The sequence below is a fragment of the Flavobacterium sp. genome (assembly GCF_035299005.1).
Lineage (GTDB): Bacteria > Bacteroidota > Bacteroidia > Flavobacteriales > Flavobacteriaceae > Flavobacterium.
Genome location: NZ_DATGXL010000014.1, coordinates 417,255 through 439,691, shown reverse-complemented (window position 1 = coordinate 439,691; position 22,437 = coordinate 417,255). Strand labels below are relative to the sequence as shown.

Annotated in this window: 18 protein-coding genes; 10 read left to right on the top strand and 8 right to left on the bottom strand. The window is 31.7% G+C overall.

The genetic code is table 11. From position 1 onward, the window contains the following. Nucleotides 1-106: 106 nt before the first annotated feature. From VK164_RS10880 to VK164_RS10850, 7 genes are all read left to right on the top strand, one after another. On the top strand, nucleotides 107-1,258 hold the full coding sequence (locus VK164_RS10880) for a DNA polymerase III subunit delta' (RefSeq protein ID WP_324209368.1): 1,152 nt from the start codon (nucleotides 107-109) through the stop codon (nucleotides 1,256-1,258). A 2-nt stretch (nucleotides 1,259-1,260) separates the two neighbouring features. Next, complete coding sequence (locus tag VK164_RS10875) at nucleotides 1,261-1,650, top strand: DoxX family protein (RefSeq protein ID WP_166235473.1); 390 nt, start codon at nucleotides 1,261-1,263, stop codon at nucleotides 1,648-1,650. Between the two features lie 72 nt (nucleotides 1,651-1,722). Next, on the top strand, nucleotides 1,723-2,319 hold the full coding sequence (locus tag VK164_RS10870; RefSeq protein WP_324209367.1) for a TetR/AcrR family transcriptional regulator: 597 nt from the start codon (nucleotides 1,723-1,725) through the stop codon (nucleotides 2,317-2,319). A gap of 7 nt (nucleotides 2,320-2,326) precedes the next feature. Next, the gene (locus VK164_RS10865) at nucleotides 2,327-3,661 is read left to right on the top strand and encodes a TolC family protein (RefSeq protein ID WP_324209366.1); all 1,335 of its coding nucleotides are present in this window, start codon (nucleotides 2,327-2,329) and stop codon (nucleotides 3,659-3,661) included. Between the two features lie 12 nt (nucleotides 3,662-3,673). Next, nucleotides 3,674-4,762, top strand: a complete 1,089-nt coding sequence (locus VK164_RS10860) for an efflux RND transporter periplasmic adaptor subunit (RefSeq protein ID WP_324209365.1) — start codon at nucleotides 3,674-3,676, stop codon at nucleotides 4,760-4,762. A 3-nt stretch (nucleotides 4,763-4,765) separates the two neighbouring features. Then, on the top strand, nucleotides 4,766-5,989 hold the full coding sequence (locus tag VK164_RS10855; protein ID WP_324209364.1) for an ABC transporter permease: 1,224 nt from the start codon (nucleotides 4,766-4,768) through the stop codon (nucleotides 5,987-5,989). A 3-nt stretch (nucleotides 5,990-5,992) separates the two neighbouring features. Beyond that, nucleotides 5,993-6,667 (top strand): ABC transporter ATP-binding protein, encoded by a 675-nt coding sequence (locus tag VK164_RS10850; RefSeq protein ID WP_324209363.1) that lies wholly within the window; start codon nucleotides 5,993-5,995, stop codon nucleotides 6,665-6,667. Here VK164_RS10850 and VK164_RS10845 read toward each other — a convergent pair. The 6 genes from VK164_RS10845 to VK164_RS10820 form a co-directional block, all read right to left on the bottom strand. After that, nucleotides 6,656-8,932 (bottom strand): helix-turn-helix domain-containing protein, encoded by a 2,277-nt coding sequence (locus tag VK164_RS10845; protein WP_324209362.1) that lies wholly within the window; start codon nucleotides 8,930-8,932, stop codon nucleotides 6,656-6,658. The two genes, VK164_RS10850 and VK164_RS10845, sit on opposite strands and share 12 nt — an antisense overlap. A gap of 78 nt (nucleotides 8,933-9,010) precedes the next feature. Next, on the bottom strand, nucleotides 9,011-9,577 hold the full coding sequence (locus tag VK164_RS10840) for an OmpH family outer membrane protein (protein WP_324209361.1): 567 nt from the start codon (nucleotides 9,575-9,577) through the stop codon (nucleotides 9,011-9,013). 236 nt (nucleotides 9,578-9,813) lie between these two features. Beyond that, nucleotides 9,814-10,662: a class I SAM-dependent methyltransferase gene (locus VK164_RS10835; RefSeq protein WP_324209360.1), complete on the bottom strand. Its 849-nt coding sequence runs from the start codon at nucleotides 10,660-10,662 to the stop codon at nucleotides 9,814-9,816. A 103-nt stretch (nucleotides 10,663-10,765) separates the two neighbouring features. Further along, on the bottom strand, nucleotides 10,766-12,637 hold the full coding sequence (gene mnmG / locus VK164_RS10830) for a tRNA uridine-5-carboxymethylaminomethyl(34) synthesis enzyme MnmG (protein WP_324209359.1): 1,872 nt from the start codon (nucleotides 12,635-12,637) through the stop codon (nucleotides 10,766-10,768). Nucleotides 12,638-12,694: 57 nt separating this feature from the next. Next, complete coding sequence (ybeY, locus tag VK164_RS10825) at nucleotides 12,695-13,114, bottom strand: rRNA maturation RNase YbeY (protein ID WP_324209358.1); 420 nt, start codon at nucleotides 13,112-13,114, stop codon at nucleotides 12,695-12,697. Further along, the gene (locus VK164_RS10820; RefSeq protein ID WP_324209357.1) at nucleotides 13,107-16,424 is read right to left on the bottom strand and encodes a hypothetical protein; all 3,318 of its coding nucleotides are present in this window, start codon (nucleotides 16,422-16,424) and stop codon (nucleotides 13,107-13,109) included. The genes ybeY and VK164_RS10820 overlap by 8 nt, the downstream gene beginning before the upstream one ends. A 176-nt stretch (nucleotides 16,425-16,600) precedes the next feature. Between VK164_RS10820 and gltX the strand changes: the two genes are divergently transcribed. Continuing rightward, complete coding sequence (gene gltX, locus VK164_RS10815; protein WP_324209356.1) at nucleotides 16,601-18,097, top strand: glutamate--tRNA ligase; 1,497 nt, start codon at nucleotides 16,601-16,603, stop codon at nucleotides 18,095-18,097. A gap of 35 nt (nucleotides 18,098-18,132) precedes the next feature. Here gltX and VK164_RS10810 read toward each other — a convergent pair whose 3' ends face one another. Further along, a complete protein-coding gene (locus tag VK164_RS10810; RefSeq protein ID WP_324209355.1) occupies nucleotides 18,133-18,780 on the bottom strand; it encodes a PorT family protein in 648 nt (215 codons plus the stop codon). A 98-nt stretch (nucleotides 18,781-18,878) separates the two neighbouring features. On the opposite strand from VK164_RS10810, the gene VK164_RS10805 reads away from it, so the two are divergent. Further along, complete coding sequence (locus VK164_RS10805) at nucleotides 18,879-19,859, top strand: SPFH domain-containing protein (protein WP_166235458.1); 981 nt, start codon at nucleotides 18,879-18,881, stop codon at nucleotides 19,857-19,859. Between the two features lie 431 nt (nucleotides 19,860-20,290). On the opposite strand, the gene VK164_RS10800 is transcribed toward VK164_RS10805, so the two are convergent. Further along, nucleotides 20,291-21,973, bottom strand: a complete 1,683-nt coding sequence (locus VK164_RS10800) for a glutamine--tRNA ligase/YqeY domain fusion protein (RefSeq protein ID WP_324209354.1) — start codon at nucleotides 21,971-21,973, stop codon at nucleotides 20,291-20,293. Nucleotides 21,974-22,070: 97 nt separating this feature from the next. Between VK164_RS10800 and folB the strand changes: the two genes are divergently transcribed. Next, a complete protein-coding gene (gene folB, locus VK164_RS10795) occupies nucleotides 22,071-22,430 on the top strand; it encodes a dihydroneopterin aldolase (RefSeq protein ID WP_324209353.1) in 360 nt (119 codons plus the stop codon). Nucleotides 22,431-22,437: the final 7 nt, after the last annotated feature.

Here is a 22,437-nt window from a genome sequence, read left to right as displayed (position 1 = left end):
AATCTTTATAACAAATATCATATTTAGTAATTTTTTAAAACTTTCGGTTACATATTTTTTGTTATCTTTTCTATCAATTTAGCTAAATTTTGATTAGGTTTGTTGTATGCTTTTCAAAGATATTTTAGGTCAAGATCATATTAAAAATCACCTCACAAAAAGTGCCGAGGCGGGCAGAATTCCACATGCACAATTGTTTGTTGGTCCAGAAGGTTGCGGTACACTTCCAATGGCTATTGCTTATGCACAATATATTTTGTGTAGCAATACTGGTGGAGAAAACTTTGGAGAAAATACAGGTTGCAATCTAAAATTTGAACATTTTTCACATCCCGATTTGCATTTTGTGTTTCCAGTTGCAACCACAGATAGTATAAAAAGTCATGCGGTTAGTGATAATTTCATGGTGGAATGGCGCCAATTTTTAACTGAAAGTCCTTACGGAAGTTTATTTGATTGGTTGAAAAACCTTGGTATTCAAAACAAACAAGGTTTAATAGGGGTTGATGAAGCAACAGATATTAATAAAAAATTATCATTAAAAGCTTACGAAGGTGGTTACAAAGTAATGATCATTTGGATGGCCGATAAGATGAATGGCGCATCTGCAAATAAATTATTAAAACTGTTAGAAGAACCGCCAGCTAAAACCGTTTTTATTTTAATTACTGAAAGCACTAGTGATATGTTGCAAACTATTCTTTCACGTTGTCAAGTAATTGATTTTATTGGTTTGAGCGAAAGTGTTATTGCTGAAGCTTTAGTTTCACGTGAAAACTGCGAACCTACTGTTGCTAAAAAAATCGCGCATCAAAGTGAAGGTAATTATAATAAGGCTTTACATATTTTAAGAAAAGAAGACGATGAATTTCCCTTTGACGAATGGTTTATAGAATGGGTGAGAAGCGCTTTTAGAGCAAAGGGAAATGCAGCAGCCATAAACGATTTAATTGCTTGGAGCGAAAACATTGCATCAACCGGAAGAGAAACTCAAAAACAGTTTTTACACTATTGTATTCATTTCTTTAGACAAGCATTATTGCTCAATTATCAAGCAAATGATTTGGTGTTTTTAGAAACAAAAGTGCCAAAATTTGAATTAGAAAAATTTGCTCCGTTTGTAAATGGTGCAAATATTACAGATATTTACAAAGAATTAGAAGATGCTATATATCACATTGAACGTAATGGAAATAGTAAAATCATCTTAACCGATTTGTCTATAAAATTAACTAGATTAATACATAAAAACGCATAATTATGACAGAAGCAGCTCCAATTTTAGTCTTAGCATTATTAGCAATTACATTTTTACAATCTGGATATGATAAAATCAAAGACTGGAAAGGTAATGTAGAATGGTTAACAGGACATTTTGCAAATACAATTTTAGCAAAACAAGTTCCTATGGCACTAATGACAATTCTTGTATTAGAAATCATAGCAGGTGTTTTGTGTGTTTCTGGAATTATTCAGCTTTTTATTCAGCAACCTGTTACAAAAGGATTAGGCTATTATGGTGCAATAGTTTCTTGTTTAACATTATTATGCTTACTTTTTGGTCAACGTTTAGCCAAAGATTATGATGGTGCTAGAACCATTGTAATTTACTTTATTCCAGCAGTTTTAGCAGTTTTTTTATTGAGTTAAATTAATTTTTGACTGTTTTAAATTTCATATTTGAAAAACACATATCTTTGTGATGTGAATATTCACTCACTTATGACAAATAAAAACGAAATATCAACCAGACAACTTGAAATAATTAAAGTTTCAGGAAAAATACTTGTTGAAAAAGGAATAAAAGGTTTAACAACAAAAACTGTTGCTTCTGAAATGAACTTTTCAGAAGGTGCTATTTATCGCCATTTCAAATCTAAAGAGGAAATCTTAGTTGCTTTACTATCGCTACTAAAACAAAACATGAGCAAGCGCTTAACCGCACAAATAAAAACACAAAATTCTGCAACTGAAAATTTTAAAGCAGTTTTTACTAGCCAATTCAACTATTTTAAAAACAATCCCCATTTTGTTGTTGCTGTCTTATCTGATGGTTTATTAGATGAATCTAAAGAAATTAAAGCCATAATTCTCCAATTGATGCAAAATAAAATGCAATTGCTGGCACAAATACTCGAACAAGGGAAACAAAGCAATGAATTTACCACAGAAATTTCAACCGATGATTTATTACCAATTATACTTGGTTCGTTCCGTTTTCAAATGTTAAAATGGAAACTTTCAGGTTTTCGATACGATATAACCATAGAAGGTAACAAAATCATTGAAAACTTGTTGACGCTAATACAAAAGAAATGAAGATGCAATGAATAAATTTGAAAACATTCCTATACAATCGAAAAAAGGATTTTTGATACTCTTTTTAGCTTTTTCTGGATTATTTAGTTTTTCACAAGAAGAAAAAAAAGTAAACTCTTTGCCAGAAGTACTACAACTTTCTAAAGAAAAAAATTATGCTTTGCAAAATGCAGTATTGCAAACTCAATTAGCAAATTTGACTAAAAAAACTGCCATTGGAAATGTTATAAATCCAAGAATTCCGGCAACCGCTCAAACTTTGAATAATTTTGAACAACAAGTGAGTTTTTTACCCGGACCCATCTTTGGCTTGCCTCAAGGAACTTTTAAAGAAGTTACCATGGGACAACAATATACTAGTACTTTTTCGGTACAACCTCAATTTGATATTTTAAATTTTTCAAGTATTGCCCAGGTAAAAAGCGCAAAAATCAATGAGCAATTAGTTGAAAACCAAAACAAACTCAATGAGCAAAACATTTATAATCAAATTAATGGTGTATATTTTAACTTACTTTCGTTTGAAGCTCAGAAAAAAATTCTACTAGAAAACATCAAAATTGCCGAAAATTTAGTTTTAATCAATCAAAACAAGTTTAACGAGGGAATTACAAGAAAACAAGATGTAAATGAAGCAGAAGCTAATTTAATTGCACTCCAAGACAAATTATCGCAACTTATCTTAAATGAAAAAATACAAGAACAAAGTTTAGCTCTTTTCTTTGAAAACGAATTTGAATTAAAATTAACGGAAGACCTTTCCAACTATGAAAACATAGAAGAATTGGTTGCAACCAACTCGACTTTTAAAAGCGAAAACTACAAGTTGCAATACCAAATGATGCAACAAGATTTAAAAATTGCTCGTTTACAACAATTGCCTGTTTTGTCATTTATTTCTTCTTTTAATTGGCAAAATCTTAGTAATGAAAACTATTTTGATGCAAATTCTAACTGGGTAAATTTCAACTATGTGGGTTTAAAAGTTACTTGGGATTTTCCAACGAATGTGCAAAAATTAGCCACCGTTTACAATAAAAAAATTCAATTAGAACAATTGAAAAACAATGCAGATCATGCCGAAAAAGAAAATAAATTTGCTAACAAACAACTGGAAATTGAATACGAAAAAGCGATTGAACAATTCAAAAATTTTAAAAAAATATATTTACTAAAAAAAGACACTTTTGAAAAAAACTTCAATCAATTTCAAGAACAAGTTTTGCCATTGGACAAACTTTTAATTTCACAAAACGATTTACTAATCAGCGAAATAAATATGGTTAATGCTTTGGCAAACATAGGATTCTCAAAAAATAAAATTGTGATAAACAACAACTAAAAAATAATCAAAATGAAAAATAGTCTGCTTCTTTTACTAACGCTTTCTACTTTGTTTTCATGTGGAACAAAAGAAGAAGGAAAGCCTGTTGTACAAGACATTAAAGAATTAGTTTTTGCTTCGGGCGAATTAGAATGGGACAATTCTTATAATCTAACTGCTCAAACGGACGGGATTTTAGTAAATGCAACTTTTGATGTAGGGAATAAAGTAACTGAAAACCAAATTATTGCTTCAATTGACAATAAAACCAATGAAAACAATACCGCTTCAGCTAAAGATTTAGTGGTTATTTCCAAAGAAAACTTAACGGATAATTCTCCTGCTTTGCAACAATTACAACAAAATATAAAGTTTGCAGAAAGCAAATATCAGCAAGATAAAACACAAGCCGAACGCTACAAAAGATTATACAATTCACAAAGTATTGCCAAAGTTGAATATGAAAACATGCAATTAGCCGCAGAAAATTCATTTTCGCAATTGAATGCTTTAAAAAAACAGTATCAACAAGTCTTACAGCAATCGAAACAAAATTACATCAACACTGAAAATCAATTGAAAAACAATCAAGTGGTTTTAGGGTATAACAAATTAGTTGTTCCACAAAAAGGAACAATTATTAAAAAGCTAAAATTCTCTGGTGATTATGTAAAAAAAGGTGATGTAATTGCCGTAATCGCAGACGAAAATAAAGTTGAAGGTGTTTTAAATGTAGATGAAAATAGTATTGGAAAAGTAAAAATTGGTCAAACCGTTTTTGTGCAATTAAACACCAATAAAAACGAAGTTTATAATGCAAAAATCAGCGAAATATTAGCTGCTTTTGATGAGCAAACCCAATCGTTTATTTGTAAAGTAATTTTTGACAAGCCGTTGAATACTTCGCTTTATGGAACGCAATTAGAAGCTAATATTCTAGTTGGCAAAAAGAAAAATGCACTATTAATTCCAAGAAACTTTCTAGGTTTTGGGAACAAAGTAATGGTAAAAGGAAAAGACGAAGCCGTTATCGTAAAAACAGGAATAGTTTCAACAGAATTTGTTGAAGTTTTAGAAGGAGTTACTAAAGAAGATGTTTTGTTGCCTTTAAAACCATAAGCTATGAACATCAATACAGAAATAGCAAAAACGTATATTATTTCCAATAAAAAACTAACTGCTGTTGCGGCGGCTGGTGTGGTTTTAGGAATGTCTATTTATATTTTTATGAATAGCATGTTGGTTGGTTTTGATAAGAGTTCGAGCGCCAGTATTTTTAAAACAACATCACATATTCGAGTGTATAAAGATGACGAAATTAGCAAGGTTTTAGTTAAAAATTCTAAAGAAAATTACTTGATTATTAATCCGAAAATTGTTCCGTCAAACAATACAATTATTAATCCGAAGTTAATTACTGAAACCATTTTAAAACAGCCCGAAGTTACTGTAGTTACGCCTCAAGTAAGCGTTAATGTTTTTTATAACAATGGTAAATCACAAATCTCTGGATTAGCAATTGGCATCAAACCTGAAGAAGCGAATGTAATGTACAACATCAAATCGTTTATGGCTGAAGGTAATTTCGACTTATTAAAATCAAATCCAAATGGAATTATTATTGGAAGCGGAATTGCTGAAAAAATGAATGCAAAAATTGGCGATAATATCAATTTAACTTCCTCAAAAAGTGTAAACAAAACGTATAAAGTTGTTGGAATTTTTAAAACCAATAATTCAAAAGTTGATAAATCAAATTCCTATGTAAATTTAGCCAGTTCTCAACAATTATTGAAAGAAGGGGCATCCTATATTACAGATATTAACGTAAATATTATTGATCCAGAAAAAGCAAAAGTAATAGCTGAAAAAATTTCAAATATAACAGGTTATAAAGCCGAAGGCTGGAAAGAAGCCAACGAAACTTTTATGGCTGCCAACAAAATGCGAAAAATGATTATCACTTTTGTTTCTCTAACTATTTTGTTAGTCGCTGGTTTCGGAATTTATAATATTTTAAACATGACGGTCTCCCAAAAAATTAACGATATTGCCATTCTAAAAGCTATGGGTTTTAATGGAAAAGATGTTATTAAAATATTTGTAACTCAAGCGGTAACTATAGGAATCATGGGCGTAATCGGTGGAATGATTATGGCAACCATTTTAATAACTTTTTTGAAAAAAGTATATGTTGGTGGTGATATTGGTTATTTTCCCATTGATTATGAGCCTACAAAATATTTGCAAGGTGTTGTTATTGGGTTAATAATTACTTTTTTCGCGGGTTATATTCCGGCTAAAAAAGCAGCTCAAGTTGATCCTGTTACCATTTTTAGAAAATAAATTATGCGACAAACTATTCTAAAAACCGAAAATATAAATAAATATTTCTACGACCCGATTGAATTTCAGGTGTTGAAAAAAATATCTTTTGAAGTTCAAAAAGGAGAATTTCTATCAATGGTGGGAAAATCGGGCAGTGGTAAATCTACTTTGTTATATGTCTTGTCAACTATGGATACAGAATACCAAGGAAATTTATTTATTGATAACGAATTAATGACGGGTTTATCTACCGATAAATTAGCAGCAATTCGAAATGAAAAAATCGGTTTTGTTTTTCAATTTCATTACTTGCTTTCGGAGTTTACATGTTTAAAAAATGTAATGATTCCCGCAATTAAACTTGGGAAACATTCCGAAAAAGAAATTGAAGAAAAAGCATACGAAAAACTAAAAATCCTTGGGTTAGAAGATCAAGCTTTAAAACCAGCAAATAAACTTTCGGGCGGTCAACAACAACGTGTTGCAATTGCTCGTGCATTAATAAACGATCCTTTACTAATCATGGGCGACGAACCTACTGGAAATTTAGATAGTAAAAACACCAACATTGTTTTTGATATTTTTCAAGAATTAACTCAAAACTATGGTCAAACCATCATTGCCGTAACACACGATGATGATTTTGCCAAAAAAAGTGACCGAATTATTGAAATGAAAGATGGACTAATTATTTAAACTCGCTTTATACAATCGCAACTCGTCCCAGGAGAATTGATCGCCGTGGATTTCTTTTAATTCGCCTAAGCTTTCGCCTTTAAAATCTTTGAAAGCAGCTCTTAAATCGGAAATTTTATCTTCTGGTAAAATGTCGGAAAGTTGCACGATTTCCATTTGGATTAACTTGGCAAAATGGTTGTAAATCGTTTGTGGTGTTAGCTTTCGTTGTTTTGCGATTTCGTAAATCGATAAGTTTTGTTTCCACAATTCTAAGGTGTCTTCGTAAGTAGATTTCTTTGGTTCTTTTGTTTTTTTCTTTTTTGAATCGGTGTAATACGAAACATCTTCATCGTCTTCTATTAAAGCAGCGTGCGAAGTTCTAAAACGTTCTGCCACAACTACTAACTTATTGATTTTGTATGTACTCATGTCTTCAGAAATCAAATTTTGCTTCGAAATTTCTTTTCCTTCAACAATGATATTGGTCAGTAATTTTGCTTTTTTAAGTTGTAAAATCGCTTTGATTTGAAGTTCTTCTAAAACCAATAATTCATCGTAAAACGCTTTTACTTTTTTGATGCGTTTGACTTCTTCAATTTTCAATAATAATTCTTCGGCAACAATATCTAACGTTTTAAAAAAATACTGATAAGCCGCATCACATCGCTCTTTTACGAAATTCACATCTAGATTTTCATCGGAAAAAATTTTATGCAATTGCGACATAAATTTCCCAGATGGTTCTAAAATTTCAGCAATTTTATCGTTTTGAGACTTTGCCCAATTGTTATGCTTTGTTTTTGGCGATTTTGGTGCTTCTGAATTATAACTAAACAAATGATTGCGCCATTCTTGACCTAATTCTTTGAAATCAAATGAATTGAGTAAAATATTCAACCAATAAAACAAGGTTTCTTTAGCTAAGGAATGTTGTAAAATTTCTTCAGAAGCTTTGTTTTCGGCATAACTAAGCACTTGTTCATCACTCGAAATGCCATTCATACGCAACGGAGAAAGCAAAATAAGCCCTTTTAAGGAACGCAAACGTGATAAAGCCACATACGCTTGTCCAGGTGCAAAAACTTGCGATACATCGAGCGCTGCTTTGTCAAAAGTTAAGCCTTGACTTTTATGCACCGTAATTGCCCAAGCCAATTTGATAGGGTAGTGGACAAAGGTTCCGATTACATCTTCTTCGATTTCTTTAGTGTTTTCGTTTACTTTGTAGCGAATATTTTGCCATTCGTAGCGTTCTACTTCAATGGTTTTGTTTTCTTCGGGAAAATGAACAAAAATTTCCTTTTCGGTTAACGAACTGATAACGCCCATTTTTCCGTTGAAGAATTGCTTGTCGAAATTCAAATCGTTTTTAATAAACATGACTTGCGCTCCGACTTTTAGCTGCAGTTGTTCTTCTAATGGATAGATTTTTTCTGGAAAATCTCCCGTAATTTCAGGTAAATAAGTGAATTGTTTTCCTTCTAAATCTTTTAACGACTGAGCATTTATGGTATCTGCTTTTGAATTATGTGTGGTTAAAATGATGAAACCTTTGTTTTTCTTCAGATCAAAATCAGGTTGTACAAATTGATTTAACAGTTGTACATCTTCCGAAGTAATTTTATTATGACGTAAATTATTCAAAACATCAATAAATTCGGAATCCGTTTGACGGAAGATTTTATCTAATTCGATATACAATGGAGGAAACTGGTGTATCACATGCGAATGAAAAAAGAACATGCCTCGATAATAATTCTTTAGCATTTCCCACTCCTCATTTTTCACCACTGGTGGTAATTGTAGTAAATCTCCTATAAAAAGAACTTGAACTCCGCCGAATGGTCTTTCATTTCTTCTCACTTTTCGCATCATGAAATCCATCGCATCCAACACATCAGCACGGAGCATGGAAACTTCATCGATAACCAATAATTCCATATTTCTAATTACAGAACGTTTCACGTTGTTCATCTTAAAATGACGTCCAAGTGAATCGCGATTTTCGAATTTTACAGTGTCAGAAAAATGTGGAAGTTGCTTATTATCAGGAATAAAGGTAGCAAAAGGCAATTGAAACATTGAATGAATTGTTACACCATTTGCATTCAAAGCGGCAATTCCAGTAGGTGCTACAACAACCGTATTTTTATGTGTTGTGGCAATAATTTCTTTTAAAAGTGTGGTTTTTCCGGTTCCTGCTTTTCCGGTTAGGAAGATGGATTTATTAGTTTGATTAATAAATCGGAGAGTGTAATTGGCAGCGGCTGATAATTGTTCCATATGGCGTAAAATTTTAGTAAACAAATATATAGAAAGGATTAGAAATAAAAAAAAGTCCTGATTTCTCAGGACTCAAATTTATTTTTTTTCAGTTGTTTTTTCTTCTTTTTTATCAGAAGCCTTATAATTTTCGTTTAATTCTTTTAAAACTTCATCAGTAATATTATAAGCATCTTTAGCATACAAAATAGTAGCGGCATCACCTGTGCCATATACATAATCGTACCCTTTCTTTTTACCATATTCTTTAATAAAAACTTTAACTTCTTTAATAATAGAATCTCTTAAAACTCCACCTTCTTGCTGTAATTGTTGTAATAAAGCATTTTGCTCCATTCCTAGTTGTTGCTCTCTTTGTGATAATTCAGCACCCTTTTGTTGTGCCCATTGTGGTCCTTTTACTTGTGCATTTTGCTGAAAATTTTGTGCTTCTGCTTGAAAAGCTTTTACTTTTGCTTCTAATGGACGACCCATTTCTTGAGATTTTACTTTGAATTTTTCGTCTTCAGCTTTGAATTTTTCGTATTTTTCTAAAATCTCTGCAGTATCAATATATGCTGTTTTTAAACTTTCTGATTTTCCTTCATTTTGGTTACAAGCTAAAATGCTTAATGCAACGCCTAAAATTAAAATGGCTTTTTTCATTTGGTGTAAATAATTAATAATTTTTGTAAAAGTAATAATAAGTTATCAAGTTACAAATTAGTTGGTTTTTTATTTATTTTTTAATTATAAGAATTTCTTATTTTAAATTTTAAAAATTATAGATTAAAGCTATTAAAAATGGCCTTCGTAGATTCTTTATGATAAATCATTTAAAAAAACACAACAATTATATCAAAAACAGACAAAAAGTGTCTAAAATAGCTTTAAAATAACTTTTACTTGTTTTTTAACACATAAATGTGTGAAGAAAACTCTTTTTTAAAGAATCCTGAAACATTTGAAGCTAAACCGACAAAAAAACCTGAAATAAAATTCATTTTACCTGATTTATATTTTTCTGACAAAAGTGATACATAAAAACTATCAAACCACATTGGTTTAATATCTTCTAAATTCATATTTTGTTTATCAAATAATTTTTCAATTGCTGTTTTTGAAAAATGCCACAAATGTCTTGGCACATCATAAGCTGCCCAAAATTCTTTATAATATTTTGCGTCATACGATTTGAAATTAGGAACAGCAATAATAATGGTTCCAGAAGGTTTCAACAAACGTTTCAATTCAGCAACTTGATGTTCAACATCTGGAACATGTTCTAAAACATGCCACATGGTAATCACATCAAAAGAGTTGCTTTCTAATTTTTCAATCGTATCACCAAATTTAATTCCTTTTCCAACAGCAATTGATTTAGCTTTATCGTTGGGTTCGATTCCTAGAATATCCCAATTTTGATTTTTGCATTCCAAAAGAAAATCTCCTGTTCCGGCACCAATATCTAAAATTCTTCCTTTCAAAGGTTGATAAGAATTAATCAAACTGACTTTATCGCGAATGGCCTTTCTTTTTACTAAGTGATACATTTTTTCAAACAACGTCCGTTTTCCATCCGTGTGCGAAATATAATCTTCAAATTCATAATATGAACCTAGTTTATCCAAAGTAGGTTGCGGATGCGTTTTTAAGAGTTGATATTCTTCATTTAACAACAAGGAAAAAGATTCTCCAGAAACTGAAAAATCTTTAACGGTAATAAAACTTTTATCTTCTAAAAAATTCATTTATTTTATTTTTATGCGAAAGGCTTATTTTAATAGGGTTGACGGCGTTGTTTCACGTGAAACATTTTTACTAGATACTAAAAACTGAGCACTGAACACTTTCTTATCTTCCCATGTATATTAACAACACTGAAATATCACTTGGCGAAACTCCGCTAATACGAGAAGCTTGTGCTATAGTTCTTGGTCGTATTTTATTTAATTTTTGTTTGGCTTCAATTGAAATCGATTGGATTTTATCGAAATTGAAATTATCTGGAATAATCATATCTTCTAAACGAGTTAGTTTATCCGCATTATTTTTTTCCTTTTCGATATAGCCAGAATATTTTACTTGTATTTCAGCTTGCTCAACTACTTCTTGATCCAAATCGTGTTCTTCTATATAAGCAGCTACTTTTTTAAATTTTCTAAAATCTTCTAAATCTAATTGTGGACGAGAGAACACTTTAAACATTTTATCAGGTTGACTCATTGGAGCAGAACCTTTAGCTTCTAATATAGGATTTGCTTCTTCGGGTTTCAAACTTGTTTCTCTGAAGAAATTTACCATTGCTTCCGATTGTGAGAATTTTTGCTCCATACGAATCAATCGCTCTTCTTTAGCTAAACCTATTTCAAAAGCTTTTGGTGTTAATCTAAAATCCGCATTATCTTGACGAAGTAGCGTTCTGTATTCGGCACGCGAGGTAAACATACGATAAGGTTCTTCTGTACCTTTCGTAATTAAGTCGTCAATTAAAACTCCAATATACGCTTCATCTCTTTTTAAGATAAACGGTTCTCTGTTCTGAACTTTTAAAGCTGCATTTATTCCAGCCATTAAACCTTGAGATGCTGCTTCTTCATAACCAGTTGTTCCATTAATTTGTCCAGCGAAATACAAACCTTCCACTAATTTAGTTTCTAGAGTGTGTTGTAATTGCGTAGGAGGGAAGTAATCATATTCGATAGCATAACCAGGTCTGAAAAATTTCACATTCTCAAATCCTGCCACAGAACGCAATGCCTTGAACTGAACATCTTCTGGTAATGAAGTTGAAAATCCGTTGATGTAATATTCACAAGTTGTCCAACCTTCAGGTTCAACAAAAAGTTGATGACGTTCTTTATCTGCAAAACGATTGATTTTATCTTCAATCGAAGGACAATATCTCGGACCTAAACTTTTTATTCTTCCGTTGAACATAGGACTTCTATCAAAACCTTCACGTAAAATATCATGCACTTCTAATGAAGTATAAGACATCCAACAAGAACGTTGTGTTTTTAATGGAGTAGTCAAACTAGAATACGAGAACTTTTCTGGGTGTTCATCACCAGGTTGTTCAACCATCTTAGAAAAATCCAAAGAACGACCATCCACACGTGGGGGCGTTCCGGTTTTCATTCTTCCTGATTCAAAACCAAGTTTCACTAAATCTTCTGTGATTCCAAAAGAAGCACTTTCTCCTGCACGACCACCACCGAATTGTTTATCACCAATGTGAATCAAACCATTCAAAAAAGTTCCGTTTGTCAACACAACCGACTTAGCTTTTATTTCCACTCCAAGTGAAGTTTTTACTCCAACAATCTTTCCTTTCTCGGCTAAAATTCCAGCTACCATTTCTTGGTAGAAATCCAAATTCGGAGTATTCTCCAACATCGACCTCCACTCATCCGAAAAACGCATTCTGTCCGATTGTACTCTTGGCGACCACATCGCAGGTCCTTTTGATTTATTCAACATCTTGAATTGGATGGCGGTCTTATCTGAAACAATTCCGGAATATCCACCCAACGCATCTATCTCGCGTACAATTTGTCCTTTTGCAATCCCTCCCATAGCAGGATTACACGACATCTGCGCAATATTTTGAAGATTCATTGTCACCAAAAGGGTAGAGCAACCCATGTTGGCCGCAGCAGCTGCAGCTTCACAACCGGCATGACCGGCGCCCACAACAATTACATCATATTGATTTAAAAACATCTTTTATAAATATTATGTTCCACGTGAAACATTTAAAAAAATTCTTAGTTTATAAGCTTAATGTTCCACGTGAAACATTTGCATTTTTTCATCTTCCTTTAAACGCATCAATGCTTCGTCTTCAGGGGATTTATCCTTGTAACCGCAATAATGTAACACGCCGTGAGACAATACCCTTCTTAATTCATCTTCAAAAGATACATTAAAATCAGAAGCATTATCTTGAACACGCTCAACAGAAATAAAAATGTCGCCTTGTACTAAATTTCCTACTGTGTAATCAAAACTGATAATATCAGTTAAAGTATCATGATCTAAATATTCAACATTAATTTTATGTAAATATTCATCATCACAAAAGATATAATTAATCTCGCCTTCATCAAATCCTTCAGATTCAATAATTCTAGAAATCCACTCTTCATATACAGATTCATTTTCCAAAGAAAACTCCGTTTCATAATTAAAACTAATCATTGTTTTTAAAATAATTTTGAACCCTTTGATTAAAATTGGGCTGCAAAGGTAAGCTTTGTCTATTTAATATTTCAACACTATTTATATATTCTTTTAATTCCTTTGTAAGTGGAATAGTTGTACCAGTGTAATTTTTGTCATTAGTTTTCGACTGACGCTTAGTGTCTTCTCCTTGTTGTTGAATTGCCTTTTCGAGCTTTAAAAGTTCGTGTTTTAAATTCAACATCTTTTGTAATGTTTCATTTTTGAAACCTTTATTGATAAGCTGTTTTTCTATTTCTTTCATCTGATTCAACACATTCTGACCTTGACCGGTCATTCCTTCTTTTTCTAGAGCTTTTTGTAAAGCATCACGCAATTGTCGTTGCTCTTTAAGAATTTCTAATACTTTACCTGCATTACCTTCTGAACCGTTTTCACCTTCTTGAGAACCTTCTCCAGATTCGCCTTTACCATCTTTTCCTTTTTGTTTTCCTTCCCCTGGTTTTTGCCCAGGTTTCTCTCCTGGCTTCATACCTTCTTTCATTTTTTCACCTAAACCATCTTGCTTTTTAATAATGTCTGGTAATTGCATTCCAGAACCTTGACCTTTACCTGGTTTTGGTTTTCCTTGACCTTGACCTTGCATTTCCATACTTATTTGGCTTTGTACATTGCTTAAAAAGTCAGCCAAGCGGTTAGCAGAAGTTAAAACATATTGTTGATGAGAAACGCCTTTAACAATATTATTATCAGCAAGTGTTTCTAAACTCTTGTCTAGATTGTAATGAATCTCTCCAACTTCTTTTAGGATTGTTTCTGTTATTTGAGGATTTCGCATCGAGACAGCAAACAAGCTATCATCGACATGTTTAAACTGTAACTTCAAATCTTGCTGTCTTTTTAATACTTTATTTAATTCTAAAGAGCGTATTTGTGTAGCGTTAGTAGTTTTAATCAACGATTCTTCATCAAATGAAAAAGCTAATAAATTATCTAGAATTTGACGAAGTAATTTAGCATCTTCAGCCATTTCTTTCATATCACCAGCAGACATAGAAGCAGACATTTTCTGACCCATTTCTTTCATCTTTTTAGATGCAGATTTCTGCTTAGGTTTTGCCTTTTGTTGGTTTTGTTTTTGCAATTCATTAGAAGCTTTTTCTAAATCTTTTTTTACATCTTCTTGTTCATTCTTGTCATTAGGAATGTCCATAGGAGATTTTAATTCTTTATTTTCTTTGTCTAATTCTTGTAACTCTTTTTGAATTGCTTCAAACTCTTTATTGATTTCATCTTGATTATTTTGTGTGTTTTCCTTTAAGTCATCTGAAAGTTTATCTTGTTTTTCAGAAAGCTTATCTAATTTATCAGCAATTTGTTCCGCTTTTTTTTCAACATAGAAACGTTTTGTTAACTCTACCAATTGTTCTAAATTCTGTTTTTGATTTTTTGCATTTTGTTTTAATTTATCTGCTTTATCAAAAAGTTCTTCTTTCTCTAATTTTTTAGAAAGCTCTTCCAGTTCCTTTAACAATTTTTCGTTTTTCTCCGACTGCTTTTCTGCTTCTTCTAATCTTCGGAGTAATTCCTCTTTTTCCTTATCTTGAGATTTTGGATTAAATTCTTCTAAATTTTCAGATAACTTTTTAGTAAATTCTTTCATCATTTCGTCTTGCTGTTTTTGACGATTGATAAAATCTTCGACTTTCTTTTGGTCTTTAAAATCTAAATTAGATTTTTCTTTGTTTATTTTTTGTAATTTATCCAATTCCGAAAGCTGCTTTTCTTGATTTTGAAGAGATTTTTCTAAACTATTAATGTTTTCATTTTGTTCTTGTAATTGTTTGTCTTCTTTTTGGTCATCAGTAAGTTCATAATGAAGAAAAATCGACGATTTTGTACTTTTGAAACTGTTAACTACATCATTATCAAATACTTCAAAATAATATTCATAATTAACACCTTCTTCAATCGATAAACCATTAGGAAACGAATAAATAAATTGATCAACCGCTTGCTTATTAATCGCTAAATTCGCTTTTCGCGTTGCAGAAGGATTTCCTTTTGGATAAAAAACAACTTGTAACTTAGATAAACCATGATCATCGGCAACTTGACCAATCATCATTTTAGATTTTAATTTTAATGAATCAGGAGCGATTTGAACAGAGATTGTTGGATATTGATCTTTAATCGTAGCAATTTGATAAGACAATTTTTCAAACTCGTTGATATTTCTATTCGATGTAATTACTTCGTAACTCAAATTATCCAATATTCTTCTTGAAAGCGAAAAGTTATTTTCTTTATTAGCAAAAACACTAACTTGATTATTCGTTTTGAAACTAACTTTATCAGTTGCCAAAGCATTAATCCTCCAATTCACAACTGTACCTTCGGGAACGACAGCGTTTCCAGTTCCTTGAATAACTTCGGATTTTTTTCCTAAATAAGAAGGGTACTGCAACACCATTTCAAAGTTGGCAATAGTTGGAACATCAACCACATTAATCTGATACTCTTTCGAATTTAATCCATTCGCTAAAAGTGAAAAAGTAACATCTTTTGATAATTTTGAAAATGTGTATTCGAAAACTCCTGGTTTTGTACTTTGTAAAAAATATTCTTCATCACCAATTTGAATCGCAATATTTTCAGGCATAACTTTTCCTTGCGTTTTTACTTGTAGTACAAAATCAGAATTCTGTTGAGCTGTTAACGATTTATTCAAAACAACAAATTCAAATGGAGCAGGCGGAGCGAATTTGGTTTCATAATTCACCACGCGAGCAAAACTATTGGAAATGATTTCGGAATTTCCTGTAACGAAAAACAAAATCAATAACAGAATAGGAAGAATTGCATAAGGCAAAAACTTTTTGTTCTTGGCGAAATTCACAGCATTTGAAAACGGAATCGGTTGTAACGAAGCTGCTTTTTGTTCGATAGAAGCCGCTAATAATTCAGAAGTTTGACTTTGATTTGCCAATTGTAGAAAGTTCAACAACTTATCTTGCACTTCAGAAAAATGATTACCGATGATTTGAGAAGCTTGCTCGTAATTGATTCCTTGTTGTAATTTGAATAATTTAAACAGTGGAAAAGCAATGAATCGAATCAATAAAAACAATTCTACTCCTACGAACAACCAGAATAAAATAGTTCTTCCAGATGTGGATAACCATAAAAAGTATTCAATCAATAAAGTAAAAATGAAATATAACAAACCCAATCCGATGAAAAGAATAACTCCTTTTATCAGTTCATTGGTGTAAAACTTCTTTATAAACGCTTCGAGTTTATCGAAAATGATGCCTTTTGCTTCCAAAATTGTTGATATACTGTTTATAACCGATAAAAATACAACATCTTGTGTGATTAGTCAATAGGTTTTTAGTGAAACTTAACATTTGTAGTGTAGGATTGTTAATAACCATAAGATTTTCTAAATTCAAAATTCTTACTTCTAAATTGTAATCGTATCTTTGCACAAAATTTAATAAAATGTCTGTAAGAGTAAGATTTGCACCAAGTCCAACAGGACCTTTGCATATTGGTGGTGTTCGTACCGCTTTATTCAATTATTTATTTGCTAAAAAACATGGTGGTACTTTCTATTTACGAATTGAAGATACCGATCAAACCCGTTTTGTTCCAGGAGCAGAAGCCTATATTTTTGAAGCTTTAGAATGGTTAGGAATTGCACCAGATGAAACTGTAGGAAAGAATGAAAAATTTGGACCATATCGTCAAAGCGAACGTAAAGCGATGTACCAACAATATGCTGACCAATTAATTAATTCAGGTTGGGCGTATTATGCTTTTGATAGCGCAGAGAGTTTAGATGCGATGCGAAAAGAAGCAGAAGCTAACGGAAAAACGTTTATTTACAATCATTCAGTAAGAGAGCAATTGGATAACTCGTTGACGGTTTCACGTGAAAAAGTGGAGGAGAGAATTGCAAATGCTGAGCATTATGTTATCCGTTTTAAAACACCTGTGAATGAAATTTTAGAATTAAAAGACATCATTCGTGGCGATATTAAATTTGATACGAATTTATTAGACGATAAAGTTTTATTCAAATCGGATGGAATGCCAACCTATCATTTAGCGAATATTGTGGATGACCATTTGATGGAAACTTCGCATGTAATTCGTGGTGAAGAATGGTTGCCATCGATGCCATTACACGTTTTATTATACAAAGCCTTTGGCTGGAACGCACCAGAATTTGCTCATTTACCATTGATTTTAAAACCAATTGGAAACGGAAAATTATCAAAACGTGATGGTGATAAAATGGGATTCCCAGTATTTCCTTTGGAATGGAAAACAGAAGAAGGAACTTCATCAGGTTACAGAGAAAATGGATTTTTCCCTGAAGCGGTGATCAACTTTTTAGCTTTATTAGGTTGGAACGACGGTACCGAACAAGAGATTTTCTCATTAGAAGAACTGGTAGAAAAATTTGATTTGAACCGAATTCATAAAGCAGGAGCGAAGTTTGACCCTGAGAAAAACAAATGGTTCAATCATCAGTATTTAATAGGCAAAAGTGATAAGGCATTAGCCATAAGTTTTTCTGAAGATTTAGAAAAAAGAGGTGTTTCTACAACAATAGATTTAGAAAGAGTTGTGTCCTTAATTAAAGAAAGAGCGCATTTTGTGAATGAATTTTGGGATTTAGCCGATTATTTCTTTGAAGCTCCAACATCTTACGATGAAAAAGCATCGAAAAACTGGAAAGAAGAAACACCAGGTTTAATGCAACAAGTGATTTCGGAATTAGAAAAAATAGAAGATTTTACTTCTGCAAACATCGAAACCTTATTAAAAGAATGGATGACAGCTAACGAAATTGGAATGGGGAAAGTAATGCAACCTTTACGATTAAGTTTAGTTGGAGCTTTAAAAGGCCCACATTTATTCGACATCATCGAAATGATTGGAAAAACCGAAACGGTGAGAAGAATTGAAAAAGCGATTGCTAGTTTATAAAAAAGAAAACCCTCTGAAATTCAGAGGGTTTTTTATTAAAGATAAATTGTAATCTGACCACTAATCAAACCTATATTCCCTTTCATTTTTTCGCCAAGTAATTCTACTTTGTCGTTGTTTTTTAAATTTCCGAAGAAGTTGGTTAAACCATATTGGTAGCCAATTCTTGCTCTTACATTTTTGATTCCGCCGTTAATTCCAACGTAGAAATTGGCGTTTATTTTTGAAACATCTACAATGTCTTTAGCAATTAAACCGGGTTGGTCTAGTAATAAATTATTTTCGTCATCTTTATCAATTCCTAATTTACCATTTATTTGTAAAACTGGTCCAAATTCTAAATTCAAATGGTCTTCAATTGCCACGTAACTTGGTACAATGTAAATTTGAACCGCCGACATTTTGTACATTGTTTTACCTTGCAACAGCCCATTTTGTGATGGAATTGAAAAATTACTATCTGTAAAAAACATTCCAAAACTCATTTGCCAATTATTATAATAATTTCCTCTAACACTCAATCCACCAATCCATCCAGTTTCTGGAGTCACAGAAAAATTATCTGTATAAATACTCATTTGGGTTAAACCCGCCCCAATTCCTATTCGGTTACTGTCTTTGTGTCCGCGTTGTGCTAGGGAAACACTTGAAATCATCACAAACAAAACAACTAATTTCTTCATTATTATAAATTTAGGCGCCAAAAGTAAACTTAATAATTTGTATTCTGTAACTTTTTACTTAAAAAAGCGTATAACTACAAATCTAAAAACTATAAATTATGGAGTTTATTATGTTTCCAATTTTATTTATTGGAGTAATTGTTCTTTTTTCTTCTTTCTTTACTGTAAAACAACAAACATCGGTTGTTATTGAACGTTTTGGAAAGTTCATGAGTATTAGAAACTCGGGTTTACAGCTTAAAATCCCTATCATAGATAGAATTGCTGGAAGAGTAAATCTAAGAATTCAACAACTTGATGTTATTATCGAAACAAAAACCAAAGACAATGTGTTCGTAAAAATGAAAGTTTCGGTACAATTTAAAGTCATTCAAGAAAAAGTATATGAAGCTTTTTATAAATTAGAATATCCACATGATCAAATTACTGCCTATGTATTTGATGTAGTGCGTGCCGAAGTTCCTAAATTAAAATTAGATGATGTATTTGAACGTAAAGATGATATTGCAATTGCGGTTAAACGTGAATTAAACGAAGCAATGATGGCATATGGTTATGACATTATCAATACTTTAGTAACCGATATTGACCCAGATATTCAAGTAAAAAATGCAATGAATAGAATTAATGCTGCAGACAGAGAAAAAACAGCAGCAGAATTTGAATCTGAAGCTCAACGAATTAGAATTGTTGCAAAAGCAAAAGCAGAAGCAGAAAGTAAACGCTTACAAGGTCAAGGTATTGCCGATCAACGTAGAGAAATTGCTCGTGGACTGGTAGAAAGTGTTGAAGTATTAAATAATGTAGGAATCAATTCTCAAGAAGCTTCGGCATTGATTGTGGTTACACAACATTATGACACCCTACAAGCAATTGGCGCTGATACAAATAGTAATTTAATTTTATTACCAAATTCACCACAAGCTGGAAGTGATATGTTGAATAATATGGTAGCTAGTTTTACTGCAAGTAACCAAATAGGTGAAACCATGAAAAACCAACCAAAACGTTCAAAGAAAAAAGACGATCATACATCAACCGATTATAATCCATCGGATACTTCAAATGAAGTTTCTTAATTTAATCCAAACCCATTTTCAAAACCATCAATTTTAATTGGTGGTTTTTTTATAACCAAATGTTACGAATCTATCCATTTAGTGATAATTTTTGAAATGTTATTACAAAAAAAGAAAAATTGAATAAAATTAACTTCTTTTTAGATCAAAAATTAAAATAAAGCGATTTAAGCTACTTTTACTAATAGCCACATAAAAACACTTTACCTGAAAAAGATTTTTTCTTACAAACAAACTATTAAAGTTGTTTTTTAAAGTTTTTAATTATTAAAAATTACTTTTAATAGTTTTTAACAATGATAATAAAAAAATATTTTAAAATTAATTTTAATTTATAATATCTATTTTAATTCATTTGAAATAAAAAAACCTGCAAACATAATTTTGCAGGTTTGAAGTCTTAATTCTTAACACAAAAATCTTAATACTTTTTATTGTTCTGAAATTTTTGCCCAAGTATCTCTTAAACCAACTGTTTTGTTAAAAACTAATTTTTCAGCGGTTGAATCTCTATCTACACAAAAATAACCTAAACGTTGGAATTGGAAATGATCTAATTCTTTTGAAGTAACTAAACTTGGTTCCACGTAACCTGTAATTACTTTTAATGAATTTGGATTGATAAATTCTTTAAAATCAACTTCTTTGTCTTTATCTGGACTTTCATTGGTGAATAATCTATCATACACACGAACTTCGGCTTCTTTTGCATGTGGAATAGAAACCCAATGAATAGTTCCTTTTACTTTTCTTTGGCTAGCTTCGGTTCCACTTCCTGATTTAGAATCTACATCGTAAGTAGCGTGAATTTCGGTAATATTTCCGTTTTCATCTTTTACAACTGATTCACCTTTAATGATATACGCATTTTTTAAACGCACTTCAGTTCCTAAAGTCAAACGGAAAAATTTCTTATGTGCTTCTTCTTGAAAATCTTCTCTTTCGATATATAATTCTTTAGAAAATGGCACTTTTCTGTATGTCATTACTTCTTCTTCCGGATTATTTTCGGCTTCTAACCACTCTTCTTGTCCTTCTGGATAATTTGTAATTACTAATTTCACTGGATCTAAAACTGCCATTACACGAGGTGCTACTTTGTTTAAATCTTCACGAACACAGAATTCTAAAAGCGAAACATCAATCAAATTATCACGTTTTGCAATACCGATTGTATTAGCAAAATTTACAATAGAATTTGGTGTATAACCTCTTCTTCTCATTCCTGAAATGGTACTCATTCGCGGATCATCCCAACCTGTAACGTGCTTTTCTTCAACTAATTGCAATAATTTACGTTTAGAAACAACAGTATGTGATAAATTTCTACGTGCAAATTCTCTCTGTTTTGGTCGTACTTTCGTAGGATCATAAATTTGATTCAAAAACCAATCATATAATTCACGATGAGGTAAAAATTCTAACGTACAAAATGAATGCGAAATTTGCTCTAAATAATCACTTTCACCATGTGCCCAATCATACATTGGATAAATACACCAATCATTTCCTGTTCTGTGGTGATGTGCATGCATGATACGATAAATAATAGGATCGCGCATCAACATATTGTTAGCACCCATCGAAATTTTAGCACGTAAAACGTGAGTTCCTTTTTCGAATTCTCCGTTTTTCATACGTGTAAATAAGTCTAAATTTTCTTCGATTGAACGATTTCTGTAAGGAGAATCTGTTCCAGGTTGCGTAGGAGTTCCTTTTTGTTGCGCCATTTCTTCCGAAGTTTGGCTGTCTACATACGCTTTATCTTTTTTGATTAATTCCACTGCCCAATCATACAATTGTTGGAAATAATCAGAAGCATAACATTCTTTATCCCATTTAAAACCTAGCCATTCTACATCGCGTTTAATTGCATCAACGTATTCTTGTTCTTCTTTAGATGGATTGGTATCGTCGAAGCGAAGGTTAACTGGAGCCTTGTAATCGATTCCTAATCCGAAATTTAAGCATATAGCACTTGCGTGTCCTACATGTAAATAACCATTTGGTTCTGGTGGAAAACGAAAACGTAATTTATCTTTTGACAAACCATTTTTTAAATCTTCTTCAATGATTTGTTCTATAAAATTCAATGATTTTTCTTCTGTTGACATAGTATCAAAAATTTATGCAAAGATATATAAAGTTTCATGGTTTAATAGTTTAAAATTGGGTAAAAGTTGGTAAATTTGGTATATAATAAAAGAAAAAATGGGAACCATTAAATTACAAAATATCCGAACATTCTCTTACCATGGTTGTTTGATTGAGGAAGGAAAAATTGGCTCAGATTATAGTGTAGATTTGGAAGTAAAAACAGATTTACGCAAATCATCTCAAACCGATGAGTTATCAGATACCATTGATTATGTACTACTTAATAAAATAGTGGTAGAAGAAATGGCGATTCGCTCTAAATTATTAGAACATGTTGCCCAACGCATTATTACCAGATGTTTTGGGGAAATTCCTTCAATTTCAAGAATAAAATTAGCAGTTTCAAAACTAAATCCGCCAATTGGTGGTGATGTACAAGCTGTTACTATTGAGATGGAAGAGTTTAGAAATTAAAAAAGAG

What these genes read in the sequence shown, in the direction of transcription:
- VK164_RS10880 (WP_324209368.1), top strand. Translation starts at nt 107, where the DNA reads ATGCTTTTCAAAGATATTTTAGGTCAAGATCATATTAAAAATCACCTC.
- VK164_RS10875 (WP_166235473.1), top strand. Translation starts at nt 1,261, where the DNA reads ATGACAGAAGCAGCTCCAATTTTAGTCTTAGCATTATTAGCAATTACA.
- VK164_RS10870 (WP_324209367.1), top strand. Translation starts at nt 1,723, where the DNA reads ATGACAAATAAAAACGAAATATCAACCAGACAACTTGAAATAATTAAA.
- VK164_RS10865 (WP_324209366.1), top strand. Translation starts at nt 2,327, where the DNA reads ATGAATAAATTTGAAAACATTCCTATACAATCGAAAAAAGGATTTTTG.
- VK164_RS10860 (WP_324209365.1), top strand. Translation starts at nt 3,674, where the DNA reads ATGAAAAATAGTCTGCTTCTTTTACTAACGCTTTCTACTTTGTTTTCA.
- VK164_RS10855 (WP_324209364.1), top strand. Translation starts at nt 4,766, where the DNA reads ATGAACATCAATACAGAAATAGCAAAAACGTATATTATTTCCAATAAA.
- VK164_RS10850 (WP_324209363.1), top strand. Translation starts at nt 5,993, where the DNA reads ATGCGACAAACTATTCTAAAAACCGAAAATATAAATAAATATTTCTAC.
- VK164_RS10845 (WP_324209362.1), bottom strand. Translation starts at nt 8,932, where the DNA reads ATGGAACAATTATCAGCCGCTGCCAATTACACTCTCCGATTTATTAAT.
- VK164_RS10840 (WP_324209361.1), bottom strand. Translation starts at nt 9,577, where the DNA reads ATGAAAAAAGCCATTTTAATTTTAGGCGTTGCATTAAGCATTTTAGCT.
- VK164_RS10835 (WP_324209360.1), bottom strand. Translation starts at nt 10,662, where the DNA reads ATGAATTTTTTAGAAGATAAAAGTTTTATTACCGTTAAAGATTTTTCA.
- mnmG (WP_324209359.1), bottom strand. Translation starts at nt 12,637, where the DNA reads ATGTTTTTAAATCAATATGATGTAATTGTTGTGGGCGCCGGTCATGCC.
- ybeY (WP_324209358.1), bottom strand. Translation starts at nt 13,114, where the DNA reads ATGATTAGTTTTAATTATGAAACGGAGTTTTCTTTGGAAAATGAATCT.
- gltX (WP_324209356.1), top strand. Translation starts at nt 16,601, where the DNA reads ATGTCTGTAAGAGTAAGATTTGCACCAAGTCCAACAGGACCTTTGCAT.
- VK164_RS10810 (WP_324209355.1), bottom strand. Translation starts at nt 18,780, where the DNA reads ATGAAGAAATTAGTTGTTTTGTTTGTGATGATTTCAAGTGTTTCCCTA.
- VK164_RS10805 (WP_166235458.1), top strand. Translation starts at nt 18,879, where the DNA reads ATGGAGTTTATTATGTTTCCAATTTTATTTATTGGAGTAATTGTTCTT.
- VK164_RS10800 (WP_324209354.1), bottom strand. Translation starts at nt 21,973, where the DNA reads ATGTCAACAGAAGAAAAATCATTGAATTTTATAGAACAAATCATTGAA.
- folB (WP_324209353.1), top strand. Translation starts at nt 22,071, where the DNA reads ATGGGAACCATTAAATTACAAAATATCCGAACATTCTCTTACCATGGT.